The sequence below is a fragment of the Streptomyces sp. JN8 genome (assembly GCF_055808075.1).
The window spans coordinates 2,485,387-2,501,512 of sequence record NZ_CM147852.1 but is presented as its reverse complement, the minus strand read 5'-3'; the positions used below and the strand labels follow the sequence as shown (position 1 = coordinate 2,501,512).

Here is a 16,126-nt window from a genome sequence, read left to right as displayed (position 1 = left end):
AGGCCCCGTACCGGGGGACCGGTACGGGGCCTCATTGGTCTACTCCTGTGACGCCTTACTGCTGAGGGGCTGGCGGAGCCTGCGGAGGCTGCTCCTGCGACCAGTGCGGCGGCGGGACCTGCCCCTGTCCCTGGTCATCGGGCCGGCCCTGACCGTGCGGCTGCCCGTGCCCCTGATCCTGCGGATCGGCCTGCGGAGGCAGCGGCGCGCCCGGCTGCGGCTGCTGCCAGCCCTGCGGCATGCCCGGGGCGCCGCCCGGCGCGCCGTAGGGCTGTCCGGGGGCGGGCGGTGCTCCGTACGGCTGACCCGGCGCGGGCTGTCCGGGCATCGGCTGCCCGGGGACGTACGGGCCCGGCATCGGCTGGGCGCCGTAGGGCTGTCCGGGCGCGGGAGGCGCTCCGTACGGCTGTCCGGGAGCCGGCTGCTGGCCGTACGGCTGCTGCGGCGGGTACGGCTGTCCGGGCGGCTGCTGTCCGGGCATCGGCTGCCCCGGCGCCGGCTGTCCGGGCATCGGCTGGGCGCCGTACGGCTGCCCCGGAGCGGGCTGTCCGGGCTGTCCGGGCGCGAACTGCCCCGGCATCGGCTGGCCCGGCATCGGCTGTCCGGGCATCGGCGGGGCCATGTGGGGCGGCACCGCGCCCTGGGCGTCGCCGGTCCAGAGTCCCTGCGCCTGCTGCGCCCGCGCGAAGTCCTCCGCCACCATCGCCGAGAGGTGGAAGTACGCCTCGCGGGTCTTCGGCCGCATCATGTCGAGGTCCACCTCGGCGCCGGCCGACAGGTGCTCGTCGAAGGGCACGACCACGACACCGCGGCAGCGGGTCTGGAAGTGCTGCACGATGTCCTCGACCTTGATCATCTTGCCGGTCTCGCGGACCCCGGAGATGACCGTGATCGAGCGCTGCACCAGGTCCGCGTAGCCGTGCGCGGAGAGCCAGTCCAGCGTCGTCGACGCGCTGGACGCGCCGTCCACGGAGGGCGTGGAGATGATGATGAGCTGGTCGGCGAGGTCGAGCACCCCGCGCATCGCGCTGTACAGCAGGCCCGTGCCCGAGTCGGTGAGGATGATCGGGTACTGCTTGCCCAGGACGTCGATGGCCCGCCGGTAGTCCTCGTCGTTGAACGTCGTCGAGACGGCCGGGTCCACGTCGTTGGCGAGGATCTCCAGACCGGACGGCGCCTGCGAGGTGAACCGGCGGATGTCCATGTACGAGTGCAGGTACGGGATCGCCTGCACCAGGTCGCGGATGGTCGCCCCGGTCTCGCGCCGCACCCGGCGGCCCAGGGTGCCGGCGTCCGGGTTGGCGTCGATCGCCAGGATCTTGTCCTGCCGCTCCGTCGCCAGCGTGGCGCCCAGCGCGGTGGTCGTCGTGGTCTTGCCGACGCCGCCCTTGAGCGAGATGACCGCGATCCGGTAGCAGGAGAGGACGGGGGTCCGGATCAGCTCCAGCTTGCGCTGCCGCTCCGCCTCCTCCTTCTTGCCGCCGAGCTTGAAGCGGGCGGCGGCGCCCCCGGGCGTCCGGCTGGACTTCGGCTTCTGCTTGTTGTTCCGCAGGAGGCGGTCGGAGGAGAGCTCGACGGCCGCGTTGTAGCCGAGCGGGGCGCCCGGCACGGACCGCTCCCGCTGGTCGTGCGTCACGGGCGAGGGCCACGCGGCCCCGGTCCGCGGGTCGACCGGCTGCCCGCCCTGCGGCGGCTGCGGAGCCGCGGCCTGCGGGGGCACGGCGGCGGGGTGCGGGTAGCCGTAGCCGCCCTGGGCCTGCGGCGGCACGCCACCGGGGACGCCCGGCTGCCCCCCGGGGCCCTGCGGGTAGCCGTAGCCGGCCTGCTCCGGCGGCGTCCCGGGGTGCGGGAAGCCGTAGCCGCCCGCGGGCGCCGGGGGCTGGGGCTGCGGGGCCGCGGCACCCTGCGGGTAGCCGTACCCGCCCGGAGCCGGCGGCTGCTCCTGCGGTGCGGCCTGCGGGGCGTGCGGCGGCTGCGGTGCCTGCGGGTAGCCGTAGGCGCCGGGAGCCTGGGGCTGCGGCTGGGCCTGCGGAGGTACGGCACCGGGGGCGCCGGGTGCGGGCGGCGGCCAGGCGGCCGCGGGGGGCAGCGGTGCGGCCTGGGGCTGCGGCTGCGCACCCGGGGCCGGCTGAGCGGGCCACTGCTGGGCGGGGCTGGGCGCGGCCGGCTGGAACGACGGCGGCAGCGGCGGCAGTCCGGCGCCGGCCTGCGGCCCCGCCGGCGGCAGCGGCTGCCCGGGCGCGGGCGCCGGGACGGCTCCGACGCCGGGGAGGGGGCCGGGAGCCGCGTCGGGCGCATAGCCCGGCGGGACGGCGTCGGCCGGCGGGTACGGGACGGGGGCGATCGGCTCCGTCAGGGCCTCGGGAGCGGCCGTCTCGGGAGCGCTCGCGACGGCCTCGGGCAGGGCCGCCTCCGGCTCCGGAAGGGCCGTGTCGGCGGCGGATTCCGCGGGGGCGGCGTCGGCCACCGGCGCGGAGTCCCGAGTGGAGTCCTCCGTGGAGGGCGCGGCGGATTCCGCGGCGGGCTCCGGCTCGGTGTCGGTCGACGCGGAGGCGGAGGAGGGAGCGGAGGCGGGGGTGGAAGCGTCGGCGCCTCCGTCGTCCACGGCCGCGTCGTGGGTCTCCGGTGCCTCAGGGGTCTCCGGGGCCTCGGTCGTTCCGGCGGTCTCGGGAGCCGCGGGGGCTTCCGTCGCCCCGTGGTGCTCCGCTGCCTGCGGGGCCTCGGCGGAGAGGGCGTCCTCCCGGCGGGGCCCGGCGTCGGTGGTCGCCGCGTCGGCGGTCCCCGTCGGGGGGCCGCCGTCGGCCGGGGTGTCGCTCCCGGTGGTCCGGGCCGCCGCCGGCTCCTCAGCGCCGCCGCCGTGCGTCGCCGCCGCGGGCGTGGGATCGGGCGTCGCCGAACCGGCCCCGGCGGTCCGCTCGGCGATCTCGCGCTGGAGCGCCGCGGGGGAGAAGCGCATGGTCGAGCCGCTCTCGATGTCCCCGCCTCCGTAGGGCGCCGCGGGCGCGGGCGCCGGAGTGCCGGGCAGCGGCGCGGGCGGCGGGAAGCCCCCGGGCGCCGAGGCGTCGGCGGTCGGGGCGGCCGGGGGCGTCGCGACCGGCGGAGCACTGAAGGCAGGCGGGGCCACCGGGGGCGGGGCCACCGGAGGGGTCACCACGGGGGGAACGACGGCCGGGGGCACGGCCGCGGGAGGCGTCGCGGCCTGCGGAGCCCCGAAGGGAGGCTGGTGGCCGGGGGTCGGCTGGTGACCGGCCGGAGTCTGGTGCCCGGCGGGAGGCTGGTGGCCGGGAGGAGTCTGGTGTCCGGCGGCCGGGGGCATGCCCCCCGCGGGGGCACCCGCCACGGGCGTACCCGTCGCGGGAGTGCCGGGCACGGGCGTGCCACCGGCGGGCGTGCCCGCCGCGGGAGCCCCCGCGTTCCAGCTCGGCTCGAAGCCGCTGCCCGCCGGGAGGCCGGGCACCGGGACCGGGACGCCGCTCGGCGGCGGGGGAGTGGCACCGCCGGCCCCCGCACCGCCCGACGCGTTCTGCGTGTACCAGGCCGGCGGGGTGTAGTCGATGGTGAACTCACCCGTCATCTCGGCGGGATCCGCGTCGGACTGATCGTCGGCGGGCGGACTCCAACCCCCGCGGATCTCGTCGCGATCGCCGTTCACTTTGCCTCCTGGTGTGGTCGAGCACCCTTGTGCCGTGGTGGGCGGGGCTCTTCCACCCTAATCGGCGCGGGCAACCCCCGGGCAGGCCCGACGACCCCACCGCGCACGTCCCCATGACCCGTTCCGGTCACCAAGTGACCCGGCCGCGTCGAAGAGTGAGAACCCCGACCGTTCAAATCGATGCAAAAACGGACGTACTTGAACGTCTTCAGGCCGTTCGGTCCCGCTCAGTCCATTCTGCGCGCGGCGCCCAACAATCCGGTCTCGGCGTCGGTCCCCTGCGTCATGACGAACTGGCGGTCGCCCGGCGTGCACCAGAGCGTCACCCCGTCCGCGAGCGTGGAGAGCGCCTCGTACTCGTGGCGTGGCAGGCCCATGATGCGGCCGATCTGCGTGGCCTCGTCGGGCGAGACCCGCTGGACGCCGACCAGCGAGGACTTCTCCAGGAGCCGCGGCGCGACCGGGCTCAGATAGGGCAGCAGCGTGACCACCGACTGCCAGGGCGCCGACACCACGCGGCCGCGCGGCGGCCGCATGCCGCAGTCGCGGACGACGACCACGGGACTGCCCGCGGACGCACCCTGCGGCGGCACGCGCCCCACGTCGTGCAGCGCGATGCACGGCTGACCGCCGCCGGCGGCCTGGGCGAGCGCCGTCCAGGCCTGCGCACGGCCGGTCTCGACCGCCACCCGGGCCCCCGTCGCGGCCGCCCGGAGGGCCAGCACCTGCGCGGTCCACAGACCGCCGATCAGCGTGATGTCGTACGGGACGGGCCGGTTGATGCCGAGCACGGCGGGCCGGTTCTCGGCGTCGACGCCGATCACCATGCCGTCGTCGCCGACCGGCAGGGCCAGCGCCTCCAGTTGGTCGAGGGGGACGGAGTGCCGGTCGCGGCGCGGTCCGACCAGACCGAAGCCGAAGCGGGGCTTGGCGCCCCGGCCGGCCCGCGCGGACCCGCGGGACGCCGCCCGGCCCGAGCCCTGGCGCGCCGGGCCGCCGTAGGAAGAGGAGGAGGAAGCAGCGGTGTGGGACATCAGCGCGCACCCCCCAGCGGAAGCGTCGCGAGGATGCCCGGCACCTGTTCGCGGTCGAGCCGCACGAGCCCCGTCCTCACCCCGCGCGCCGCGCGCTCCAGTTCGTGGCGCGCCGCCACCAGTTCCTCGTCGCTGCGCCCGGTGATGCGGACGTGTCCGGTCACCGACACCTCCTGCCGGTCCCCGCCGCTCAGCGTCAGACTGAACGTCGTCGCGAGGGCGGGCAGCGAGGTCAGTAGGGCCACCAGCTGGGGCATCGAGGCCCCCGAGCCGCCCTGGCCGCCGAGCTGCGGCCAGCGCCCCACCCAGTACGTCGTGTGCCGCCGGTCGTCCACCCGCCAGGTCCGCGCGGTCTCCTGGGTCCGGCGGCCCTGCGTCTGCCCGCGGCCCGCCTGCGCTATCGCCATCGGGCTGGCGCAGGTCGAGGTGGCCAGCGCCGAGACCAGCTCCTGCTCCGTCAGCACGCTCGCCGCGAACCCGGCGCCCGCGAGCCTGCTCGCCAGCTGGTCCGCGGCCCGCACCACGCACTTCTGCGCCCCCTTGAGGCCGCCGCCGCGCGCGGCGACCGCCTCCGGGCAGAGCTCGGGGTCGAGCTTGAGCGCGATCCAGGTGATCCGTACGGCGGGCGAACCCGTCTGCGCCTGGAGCGGGCCGTAGTTGCGGGCCGCCATCGACTGGGCCGGCAGGTGCGGCGCGGGGGCGGGCTGCGTGTGCTGCACGATCTGCGCCGACTCCAGGCGGATGCCGTCCACGCTCAGTACGTCCCGGACCAGCCCGACCGGCAGCGGCGCGGCCGCCCGGTCCGGGCGCAGCGCCGTTCCCTCCGACTCCACCCGCAGGACCGCGGTCAGGAAGGTGCCGTCGCCGACCATGCCGACCGGGCGCCGGTCGCGGTCGCTGTACCCGTAGGTCCGCAGCGCCGGGTCGCACTCGACGACCGGGGCGATCCCCGGCTCGGTGCCCTCGGGCACGGTGAAGGACGAGGCCCGACGGGTCCGCGTCCGCAGCGCGAGGAACGTTCCGAGCCACTCGGGCAGCGAGCGGCGGTGCCGGCGGACGACCGCCATCACCACGAGCACGACGGCGACGACGCCCGCGGGCACCATCAGCATCGGCTCGACGACCCAGGCGACGAGCATCAGCGCCGCCGCCACCTCGATCAGTACGAGCTGTTGCAATTGGAACGAACCGAAGTGTCCCGGGCGTGCCTGGAGCTTCGGCGAGACCGAGGACACCGGCCCCGTGGACGGGGGTTCGGAGGCGGTGGCCGCGGCGGGCCGCGTCCGCGTCGCGGAAACCATGATGGAGAATCCCCCTCAATTCATCCCGATCACCCTGGCCCGCCAGGGCTTTGGCGGCCGGATCACCCTACCCGCCCCACGAACCCCACGGGACAGCAGGCATAGTAGGGGGCCGGTCCGACGGCCGGGGCCCGGGTGTCACCTCCCCGGCTCCCGCGCGAAGATCGCGCCTGACGAGAATGGGGACTCATGGCATCGCGGCGGGACGAGCTCAACGCGTACACCTTTGCGAAGAAGCGCACGGTGGCGGCATTCCTCCAACCCTCGCCCTCGGGCACGGAGGAGGGGGCGCCCAAGCCGCTGCGCGCGATCCTTCCGGGGCTGATCGTCGCCGCGCTCGTGGTGGCCGGGTTCGGCGCCTGGGGCATGTTCAAGCCGAACGCCCCCAAGGGCTGGGACACCCCCAAGACCCGGGTCATCGTCGGCAAGCAGTCGACGACCCGGTACGTGGTCCTGGAGACGGGCACCGGCAAGGACAAGAAGACCCTGCTCCACCCGGTCCTCAACCTGGCCTCCGCACGCCTCCTCCTCGACCCCGACCAGTTCCAGGTCGTCCAGGTCGCCGACGAGTTCCTCGACCGGGGCAAGCTGCCGCGCGGCCCCATCATCGGCATCCCGTACGCCCCCGACCGGCTGCCCAGCGCGGACGAGGCGGGCAAGGCGAAGCGCTGGGCCGTCTGCGAACAGCCCGGCGGCGGCGCCGGCGCCAGCGTCCAGAAGGCGACGTTCCTCTTCGCCGAGCGGGAGGCGAAGCTCACCGAGGGCGCCAACCGGCTCGGCGACGGCGAGGTCCTGTACGTCAAGGGACAGACGGGCGCCGCCCAGTTCCTCGTCGACCACACCGGCACCAAGTACCCGGTGAAGGCCGAGTCCACCGGACTGCTCACCGCGCTCGTCGGCCTCGGCAAGGAGCCGCAGCCGGTCACCGACGACTGGCTCGCCACCCTCAAGACCGGCGACGAGATCGACTTCCCGCGCATCGACAGCGGCGAGGTCGGCCGCCCCACCGAGATCCCCGGGGCCACCCTGACCGAGACCGAGAGCCGGATCGGCAACGTCCTCCTGGCCCCCACCGGCTCCGGACCCCAGCACTACGTCGTCCTCCCCAGCAAGGTGCAGCCGGTCACGCCGTTCACGGCCTGGCTGCTCATCAACGCCCCGCAGACCCGGTCCCTCGACATGGACGGCAAGGCCACCCCCGCCGACGCCTCCTCCTTCGTCCCCGACCCCACCGTCTTCCACGGCGAGGCGAACTGGCCCAAGCTGAAGTCCAAGCAGGTCAACGCCGTCTCCGGCCCCGGCGCCCGGGACACCGTGTGCAGCGTCCTCACCGGCGTCGACGACAAGGGCCGGACGACCCTCAGCACCTGGGCCGGCCCCCAGTACCCCGCGGACATCACCGCGGGCGGCAGCAGCACGTACGTCACCCCCGGCACCGGCCTGCTGTACACCCAGATCCAGGGCCGGCAGAAGGCGCCGGACGGCTCGCTGTTCCTGGTCACCGACACGGGACTGCGCTACGCGGTGCAGGCCAACGGAGACAGCGACTCCGCCCGTTCCGAGATCGGGGCCGGGGACAAGGAGAAGCCGACCGACGGCCGCCCGGAACCGAGCGACGCCCAGAAGCATCTCGGCTACGAGAAGGTCGTGCCGGCCCTGGTCCCGATCGAATGGTCCGAGTTCCTGTCCAAGGGCCCCCGGCTCGACTCCAACAGCGCGGCCCAGCCGCAGGGTTCCTAGGGGGTGGCACCGGTGACGACCTCCCGTACGCCCTCCCGCGCCCGGTCCCGCACGGCCCCCCGCACGGCCGTGCTCCTCGCGGCCGGCACCCTGACCGCGCTCCTCGCGGCCCCGGGCGCCGCCTCGGCCGCCCCGGACCACCGCGAAGGGCCGGCGGCCGGCCCCGTCCTCGACGGCAGCGGCGAGTGCACCTTCCCCATGAAGAAGCAGATCGCCGACACCCCCTGGCCGCTCCAGCGGGTCCTCCTCGACGAGCTGTGGCAGGACACCAAGGGCAAGGGCGTCAGGGTCGCGGTCATCGACACCGGCGTCGACGACGTCAACCCGCAGCTGCGGACCGCGGTCGACGCCAAGGCGGGCAAGGACTACCTCAAGCCCGACAAGAAGAACCCCGGCCTCGGCGACGAGCAGCGCGGCAAGACCGACGGCACCGTCGACCAGGTCGGACACGGCACCAAGGTGGCCGGCATCATCGCCGCCCGCCCCCGGGCGGGCACCGGATTCGTCGGGCTCGCCCCCGAGGCGACGATCATCCCCATCCGGCAGAACGACGAGAAGAACAGCGGCAAGGCCGACAGCATGGCGCAGGCCGTCACCTGGGCCGTCGCCAAGGGCGCCGACGTCATCAACATCTCGCAGGACACCACCTCGCGCCTGGGCCCCGAGACGGACCTGGCCAAGGCGGTCGCCGAGGCCGTCAGGAAGGACGTCGTCGTCGTCGCCTCCGCCGGCAACGACGGCATGGACGGCAAAGCCAAGCTGACCTACCCGGCCGCCTTCCCCGGCGTCCTCGCCGTCGCCTCCTCCGACCGGAACAACGAGCGCGCCGCGTTCTCCCAGGCGGGCCCCATGGTGGGCATCGCCGCCCCCGGCGTCGACATCGTCTCCACGGTCCCCGGCGGCGGCCAGTGCGTCGACAACGGCACCAGCTTCTCCGCTCCGTACGTGGCCGGCGTCGCCGCCCTGCTCCGCGCCGAGCACCAGGACTGGAGCGCGGCCCAGATCATCGCCCGGATCCAGCAGACCGCCGTGCGCTCGGTCAACGGGCGCGACAACTACGTGGGGTGGGGTGTGATCGACCCGGTGCGCGCCCTCGCGGACGCCCCCACGGCGCCGCCGACCGCGCCCACGCCCGACCCGCGCCCGCCCAAGCCGCCGGCCCCCGAGCCGGCGCGTCTGGCGCTGTCGGAGACGCCCCAGGAGCGCTCCGAACGGCTCGCCACCTACACGTTGGGGATCGGTGTCGTCCTGGTGGCCGTGGTCGCCGGGACCGCCATCGTGATCCGCGACAGCCGCCGCGGAAGGGGGGTCCGTTGACCGGCGTATCGGTCAAGTATCCCGACCCTCCTTTGCAGTTGGAACTGCCGCCGTCAATGGCTAAAGTGACCGCGGGGCGCACGGCAGTGCGATCCCAGCACGGGGGCGGCATCAGAAGATTCCCGTCCGCATCACGACCGGATGGCCCGACGGCCCCGCCGTCGACGCCACCGAAGGAAGAAGGGGCAAGATGTCGAAAGACCTGAACGTAACCAGTGCCGAACAAGTCAAGCTCGCCGGCCGGATCCAGGACTTCTCCGACGAGCTCCAGTCCCGCATCACCTCCCTCAACAGTGTGGTGGACCGCGTCCAGGCGGGCTGGCAGGGTGCTGCGAGCAAGGAGTACGACCGGGTCCAGAACGACCTGAACCAGCGCCTGCGCAGCATGCGCCAGGAGCTCGCGAACCTCGAAGAGATGATGCGCATGAGCGCCGACGGGTTCTCGCGCGAGGAGGAGGACCGCCTGCGGTCCTTCCGCTCGATGGACACCGGCGGCGGTTCCGGCGGCAACTCGAGCGCCATTCTCGGCGTCTGAGTCACTCGACCAGTCCACCGGGCCACTTCTCACTCCAGGAGTCAACACCATGACCACTGCGGTCAATTACGACACCGTGACGCAGGCGGCGGCCGACACCCGGCTGACCTCCACCACCCTCACCCAGAAGCTCGACGACCTCATGGCCGAGGTCAACCGCGTCGCCGGCAACTGGGAGGGTGAGGCGAAGATCGCGTACCGCGAGACCCAGGACCGCCTGACCCGCGACATGGCCGGCATGAACCAGGACCTGGCGCGCATCGCCCAGCTCCTCGACGAGTCGGTCGTCGGCTACCAGGACACCGACCGCGGCAACGCCGCCCGGTTCCGCATGATGTGAGACCAGGCACGCACGCGTGAGGGGGTGGCCCGTCGTACGGGCCACCCCCTCACGCGTGTCCGCGGCTCAGCGCAGGTCGAACTCGCCGTCCCTGGCCCCGAGGACGAACGCGTCCCACTCGGCCTTCGTGTACCGCAGCACCGTGCCCTTGTCGAGGGACGAACGCATCGCCACCGCCCCCTCGGGCAGCCGCGCGATCTCCACCCGCTCCTCGTCCGGGCTCGTCCCGGGAGCGCCCTCCCACGCGACGCCCGAGATGTCGAGCGCGTACAGCTCGTCCTTCTGGCGCTGCTTCTCGGCGGCCGCGGCGGCGCCGTCGGCGCCGGTCGTGCTCGTGTCTGCGTCGGTCATCGGCGCGTTCCCTTCGCGGTGGTACGGCGGTCCCACCCACAGTAGTGGGACCGCCCCACCCGGACGGCGGGAATCCACCCGCCGGTCCGGCCCGCTCCGTCAGTGCTGCTCGGGCAGCCAGCCGAGCTGCACCAGCGGCGCACCCCGCTTGCGCGACACGAACGTGCCCCGGCCCGGAGGCATCGGCCGCGCGCGGACACCGCCCAGGATGTCGCCCTCCTGCGGATCGCCGGAGAGGACGACGCCCTGCGCGCCCAGCTCCTTCACGCGCTGCATGAACGGCTCGTACATCGCCCGGGAGGCACCGCCGGCGCTGCGCGCCACGATGAACCGGATGCCGACGTCCCGCGCGAACGGCAGGTTCTCCACCAGGACCGCCAGCGGGTTCCCCGAGTTGGTGGCCACCAGCTCGAAGTCGTCCACCAGGACGAACAGCTGCGGACCCGTCCACCAGCTGCGGTCCCGCAGCTGCTGCGGGGTGATGTCGGGCTTGGGCGCCCGCTTCGTCATCACCGTGTTGATCGCGTCCATGTGCATCTGCATGGCCGAGGCCATCGGCGCGTACTCGAGGAGGTGCGAGGGCGCGACCGCCTCCAGCATCGTCCGCCGGTAGTCGCCGACCACGATCCGCGCCTGCTCCGGCGTGTACCGCTCGCACAGCTGCTTGGCGATGAGCCGGAGCAGAGCCGTCTTGCCGGACTCGCTCTCGCCGAACACCAGGAAGAACGGGTCCGACTCGAAGTCGACGAACACCGGCTCCAGGTTCGTCTCGTCGATGCCGATCGCGATGCCGTGCTGCGGGTACTCGAAGCCCTTCGGCAGTCGCTCCGCCGGCAGCTTGCGCGGCAGCAGCCGCACCTCCGGCGCCGGGGCCCCGCCCCACGAGGCCTGCACGGACCGGACGAACGCCGCCGTGCCGTCCGACAGGTCGGCCGCCGAGCTCGATCCGTCGATCCGCGGCAGCGCGCCCATGAAGTGCAGCTTCTCCGGCACCTGGCCCCGGCCCGGCACACCGGCCGGCACGTTCGCCGCGACCTTGCGGTCGAACTCGGAGTCCATCACGTCACCGAGCCGCAGTTCGAGCCGGCCCAGCATCTGGTCCTTGAGCGCCGCCCGCACCTCCATGTAACGGGAGGCGGTGATCACCACGTGGATGCCGTAGCCGAGACCCCGCGCCGCGATGTCGGAGACGATCGGCTCCAGCGTGTCGTAGTCGTTGCGGAAGCCGCCCCAGCCGTCCACGACCAGGAAGACGTCGCCCCAGGCCTCGCCGGGCAGTTCGCCCGCGGCCCGCTTGCGCCGGTAGGTCGCGATCGAGTCGATCGCGTGCGAGCGGAAGAACTCCTCGCGCCGGTTCAGCACGCCCATGACCTCGGCGACCGTGCGCCGCACCCGCTCCGGGTCCAGCCGGGACGCCACCCCGCCGACGTGCGGCAGGTCGGCGAGCGACACCAGGCCGCCGCCACCGAAGTCCAGGCAGTAGAACTGCACCTCCGCCGGCGTGTGGGTCAGCGCGAACGACGAGACGAGCGTCCGCATCATCGTCGACTTGCCGGACTGCGGACCGCCGACCACCATCATGTGGCCCGCCGCACCCGAGAAGTCCCGGTACAGCACCTCGCGCCGCTGCTCGAAGGGCTTGTCGATGAGGCCGAGCGGCACCGTGAGCCCGCCCTGGCGCGTGTACTCGGTCGCCGTCAGCCCCCGGTCCGCGGTCTGCGCGAGACCCGGCAGCAGCTGGTCCAGCGACGGCGCCTGGTCGAGCGGCGGCAGCCACACCTGGTGCGCGGGCACCCCCTGGCCCTCCAGCCGGCGGACGATCACGTCGAGGACCGTGTCCGCGAGCGCGTCGTCCTCCTCCGCCCGCCGCTCCGTGAGGTACGCCGGGTCCGGCGCCGCGTACACCACCGGCACGGGCGCGGCCGTGAACAGCGCGGGACGCCGCTCCACCGGCATGTGCCCGACCTCCAGGCGCGGCCCGCCCGTCCGGTACGTGCCCGAGACGTACGCCGCCTTGAAGCGGGTCATCTCGTCCGTGCCGAACTTCAGATAGCCCGAGCCCGGCACCGACGGCAGGTGGTAGGCGTCCGGCACGCCGATCGCCGTCCGCGACTCCGCCGCGGAGAAGGTCCGCAGACCGATCCGGTACGAGAGGTACGTGTCCAGGCCGCGCAGCTTGCCCTCCTCCAGGCGCTGCGAGGCGAGCAGCAGGTGCACACCCAGGGAGCGGCCGATCCGGCCGATCTGGATGAACATGTCGATGAAGTCCGGCTTGGCGGTGAGGAGTTCGGAGAACTCGTCGATCACGAGGACCAGCGAGGCCAGCGGCTCCAGCGGGGCGCCCGCCGCGCGCGCCTTCTCGTAGTCGTGGATGTTCGCGTAGTTGCCCGCGGACCGCAGGAGTTCCTGGCGCCGCTGCAGCTCGCCGCGGATCGCGTCGCCCATGCGGTCGACGAGCGTCAGGTCGTCGGACAGGTTGGTGATGACCGCCGCCACGTGCGGCATCTGCGACATGCCCGCGAAGGTCGCGCCGCCCTTGAAGTCCGCGAGGACGAAGTTCAGCGTCTCAGAGGAGTGCGTCACCGCGAGACCCAGCACCAGCGTCCGCAGCAGCTCCGACTTGCCGGAACCCGTGGCGCCGACGCACAGGCCGTGCGGGCCCATGCCCTCCTGCGCGGCCTCCTTCAGGTCGAGCATGACCGGCTGGCCGTCCTCGCCCACACCGATCGGGACGCGCAGGCGCTCGGCCACCGACCGCGGCCGCCAGGTCCGTGCCACGTCCACCGAGGCCGCGTCGCCCAGGTTCAGCAGATCCGTGAAGTCCAGGTTGGCGAGCAGCGGCTCGTCGTCGTCCCCGCCGCCCATCCGCAGCGGCGCGAGCTGACGGGCCAGCGCTTCCGCCGCGGGCAGCGAGATGCCGTCCGGCAGCCCCTCGTACGCGAAGCCGCCCCCCGACTCCAGCCGCAGCCGGCCCGGTCGCACGACCACCGAGAGCCCACCGCGCGGCTCGTCGAGGTCACCGGAGACGACCTCGACGATCGTCACGCCCTGCAGGCCCTCGGCCGCCGCGAGCAGCGAGTCCGGCGGCACCATCCCGCCCCGGGTGGAATGGGAGTCCAGCACCACGACCACGTGCGGCTGGTCGAGCACCGGCTGGTTCTCCCGGGAGAACCGCGGACGCCCGTCCAGCTTCGAGCGCATCAACTGCTCGACCTCGGTGAGGTCGTCGCCGAACAGCCGCTTCGTACCGGCCCCGTCGTAGCCGTTGGGCTGACCCGACACCTGCGTGTGCGGCAGCCACTTCGTCCAGTCCCAGCGGTCCTGCGCCGAACGGGCCGCGACCACCGCCAGCATCAGGTCGTCGGGGGAGTGCAGCGTCACCAGCTGTGCCACCAGGGCACGCGCCGCCGCCTGCGCCGACTCCGGCTCACCCGAGACCGTGACGTGGTAGAACGCCCGCATCGACACCGCCATCGGCAGCCCGTCCAGGGTCCCGTGCACCGCGAGGAACTGCTGCATCGCCCCCGCGCACAGCGGCTCCAGCTCGTCCACCGGCGCGGTGTCCGGAGCCACCAGCGGCGTCGCCAGCTGCTGCGCCCCGAGCCCTATCCGCGCCTGCCCGAAGTCGTGATCGCCGACCCGGCGCTCCCACACCCGCGAGCCCTCGGCCACCACCGACCACAACTGCTCGGGAGCCGGGTGCAGATACAGCTGAGCGTCCCGCTGCCTGTGCGCCGTGCGCCGGACCGTACGCCGCGTCTGCGCGAGGTATTTGAGGTAGTCGCGGCGGACATCTGACATTTGCCCCTGCGTACCGCGACGGAATCTCACGAACTGGGCGACGGCCATCGCGACCGTCGAGGCGAGCATCAGCGTGCCCATGATCCGCATGATCGGCGACGGCGTCATGAAGAAGAACACCACCGAGGAACCCATGCCGAGCATCGGCAGGAGCTGCATCAACGCCGACTCCTGCTGTCCCCGCGGGAGTTCCGGCGGAGACTCCAGGACCAGTTCCCCACCGGGCACTTCCGGCGGAAGAGACCTCGGCGGGCGTTTGACGACGATCTGGCTCACCGGCGCATCAATCCCTCGTTGGAGGCGGGCTCGTGGCGGGAGCAGCCGCCCGGCACCCCTGTCGGCAGCCGGGCACACGGACTTCCCCCATGGGACGGCGATCCTACTTGCAGCCCTCACCCTCCGTCCCCGGTAGGGTGGCGCGCGCATCGTGCGCAACCGCGAATCAGGGGGTCCAGACACGTGAGTACGACCGCAGCGACCGGTTTCTGCCGCGTCACCGTCGTGGCGCCGGACAGCCGCATCGACGTCGCACTCCCCGAGGACATCGCCGTCGCCGACGTCTACCCGGAGATCCTGCGGCTCACCGGACAGACGCAGGCGGCCGGCACGCCCACGGGCTACCACCTGGTCCGCCGGGACGGATCCGTCCTCGACGGGGCCCGCACCCTCGCCGCCCAGCAGGTCCTCGACGGCGAGGTGCTCTCCCTGCGCCCGTTCGCCCAGTCGCTGCCGCCGGCCGTCTACGACGACGTCTCCGACGCCGTCGCCTCCGCCGTCACCCGCGACCGGCACCTGTGGAGCGACGAGCTCCTCCGCGGCGCCGGACTCCTCGGCGGCGTGCTGCTCCTCGTCCTCATGGGCTTCGTGCTCTGGTTCGCGGACCCGATCCGGCACGACATGCACAGCCTGCCCGGGATCATCGCGGGCGCCGCCGGACTCCTCCTCACCGCCTTCGCCGGCGTACGCGCCCGCGTGTACGCCGATCGGGCCACCGCCGTCGCCCTCGGCCTCGGCGCGCTCCCGCTCCTGCTCATCGCCGGCTCCGGCATCGTCGGCCCCGACCCCGGCCAGGGACCCGGCCGCCTCCAGTTCCTGCTCGGCTGCGTCACCGTCCTCGTCGCCTCCGTGGCGCTCGTCGCGCTCACCCCCAGCGGAGACGCCCCCTTCGTCGCCGCCACCTTCCTGGCCACCGTCGGCACCCTCGCGACCTTCACGGCGATCCTCACCGAGTCCACCGCCACCGAGACCGCCGCCGTCTGCGCCCCCGTCGCCATCGGCCTCGTCGCCTTCCTGCCCGGCCTCTCCGCCCGCTTCGCCCGGCTCCCCATCGGCTACGCCGCCCCCCGCAGCGCCGCCGACGAGGAGTTCCACGCCGACCCGCAGCAGCCCGCCGGCGACGACCCGCAGCCCGTCGACGGCGAGCGCATCGCGCTCCAGGCCCGCCGCGGCCACGAGATGCTCCTCGGCCTGGTCGGCGGCTGCGCCGCGGTCGTCGTCGGCTCCGCCGCCGTCCTCGGCTTCGCCGGAAACGTCTGGGGCCAGCTCCTCGCCCTCGCCGCGGGCCTGGCGATGCTGCTGCGCGCCCGCCTCTTCCGCTACACGTCGCAGGTCGTCTGCGTCCTGGTCGCCGGCATCGCGGCCATCGCGCTCCTCGTCCTCGGACTCTCCCTGAACCCGCCGGCCGACCTGGTCAAGGACCTCCTCATGTACGGCGACCGGGGCGGCCTGGACATCCGCACCATCTGGCTCACCGCCTCCGTCGCCGCCGGAGCCGCGCTGATCACCGCGATCGGCCTGATCATCCCGAGGAAGGGACTCTCCCCCTTCTGGGGCCGGCTCCTCGACCTGGCGGAGGGCTTCGTCCTCCTCTCCCTCGTCCCGCTCTGCCTCGCCGTCCTCGACGTCTTCTCCACGGTCCGCTCCCTCACCAGCAAGTAGCGGCCCCATCCGGAGGCGCTCCGGCGAGCTGGTACGCTGTGTGACGGCCGTTTGTGTACGCGCTCCCGGAGATCTCTGGAAGCTGCGCCCATCGGACCTTCGCCCGCCGAGTCACGG

General features: G+C 73.7%; 10 protein-coding genes. 5 read left to right on the top strand and 5 right to left on the bottom strand.

What is annotated here, in order from left to right; translation table 11 throughout:
- Positions 1–55: 55 nt before the first annotated feature.
- From ACY0MR_RS10610 to eccE, 3 genes are all read right to left on the bottom strand, one after another.
- Positions 56–3,652, bottom strand: a complete 3,597-nt coding sequence (locus ACY0MR_RS10610) for an SCO5717 family growth-regulating ATPase (protein ID WP_473560476.1) — start codon at positions 3,650–3,652, stop codon at positions 56–58.
- Positions 3,653–3,879: 227 nt separating this feature from the next.
- On the bottom strand, positions 3,880–4,686 hold the full coding sequence (locus ACY0MR_RS10605; protein ID WP_388793975.1) for a hypothetical protein: 807 nt from the start codon (positions 4,684–4,686) through the stop codon (positions 3,880–3,882).
- Positions 4,686–5,987, bottom strand: coding sequence for a type VII secretion protein EccE (eccE, locus tag ACY0MR_RS10600; RefSeq protein WP_388793978.1), 1,302 nt, complete (start codon positions 5,985–5,987; stop codon positions 4,686–4,688). The genes ACY0MR_RS10605 and eccE overlap by 1 nt, the downstream gene beginning before the upstream one ends.
- Before the next feature lie 189 nt (positions 5,988–6,176).
- Here eccE and eccB point away from each other — a divergent pair, with 189 nt between their 5' ends.
- From eccB to ACY0MR_RS10580, 4 genes are all read left to right on the top strand, one after another.
- Positions 6,177–7,727: a type VII secretion protein EccB gene (gene eccB, locus ACY0MR_RS10595; protein ID WP_473560473.1), complete on the top strand. Its 1,551-nt coding sequence runs from the start codon at positions 6,177–6,179 to the stop codon at positions 7,725–7,727.
- Positions 7,728–7,739: 12 nt separating this feature from the next.
- Positions 7,740–9,044 carry a type VII secretion-associated serine protease mycosin gene (gene mycP, locus ACY0MR_RS10590; RefSeq protein ID WP_473560471.1) on the top strand — a complete coding sequence of 435 codons (1,305 nt, stop codon included), beginning with the start codon at positions 7,740–7,742 and terminating at the stop codon, positions 9,042–9,044.
- Between the two features lie 190 nt (positions 9,045–9,234).
- Positions 9,235–9,579 (top strand): WXG100 family type VII secretion target, encoded by a 345-nt coding sequence (locus tag ACY0MR_RS10585; RefSeq protein WP_361852659.1) that lies wholly within the window; start codon positions 9,235–9,237, stop codon positions 9,577–9,579.
- Positions 9,580–9,628: 49 nt separating this feature from the next.
- Positions 9,629–9,919, top strand: a complete 291-nt coding sequence (locus ACY0MR_RS10580; RefSeq protein ID WP_388793984.1) for a WXG100 family type VII secretion target — start codon at positions 9,629–9,631, stop codon at positions 9,917–9,919.
- A gap of 66 nt (positions 9,920–9,985) precedes the next feature.
- On the opposite strand, the gene ACY0MR_RS10575 is transcribed toward ACY0MR_RS10580, so the two are convergent.
- A complete protein-coding gene (locus ACY0MR_RS10575; RefSeq protein WP_361852665.1) occupies positions 9,986–10,270 on the bottom strand; it encodes a DUF397 domain-containing protein in 285 nt (94 codons plus the stop codon).
- A 99-nt stretch (positions 10,271–10,369) separates the two neighbouring features.
- Positions 10,370–14,347, bottom strand: a complete 3,978-nt coding sequence (eccCa, locus tag ACY0MR_RS10570; RefSeq protein ID WP_388793987.1) for a type VII secretion protein EccCa — start codon at positions 14,345–14,347, stop codon at positions 10,370–10,372.
- Positions 14,348–14,530: 183 nt separating this feature from the next.
- On the opposite strand from eccCa, the gene eccD reads away from it, so the two are divergent.
- Complete coding sequence (eccD, locus tag ACY0MR_RS10565) at positions 14,531–16,009, top strand: type VII secretion integral membrane protein EccD (RefSeq protein WP_473560468.1); 1,479 nt, start codon at positions 14,531–14,533, stop codon at positions 16,007–16,009.
- The last annotated feature ends 117 nt before the right edge of the window (positions 16,010–16,126 follow it).

Coding starts and splice junctions, on each gene's coding strand:
- ACY0MR_RS10605 (WP_388793975.1), bottom strand. CDS start 4,686: ATGTCCCACACCGCTGCTTCCTCCTCCTCTTCCTACGGCGGCCCGGCG.
- eccE (WP_388793978.1), bottom strand. CDS start 5,987: ATGGTTTCCGCGACGCGGACGCGGCCCGCCGCGGCCACCGCCTCCGAA.
- eccB (WP_473560473.1), top strand. CDS start 6,177: ATGGCATCGCGGCGGGACGAGCTCAACGCGTACACCTTTGCGAAGAAG.
- ACY0MR_RS10585 (WP_361852659.1), top strand. CDS start 9,235: ATGTCGAAAGACCTGAACGTAACCAGTGCCGAACAAGTCAAGCTCGCC.
- ACY0MR_RS10580 (WP_388793984.1), top strand. CDS start 9,629: ATGACCACTGCGGTCAATTACGACACCGTGACGCAGGCGGCGGCCGAC.
- ACY0MR_RS10575 (WP_361852665.1), bottom strand. CDS start 10,270: ATGACCGACGCAGACACGAGCACGACCGGCGCCGACGGCGCCGCCGCG.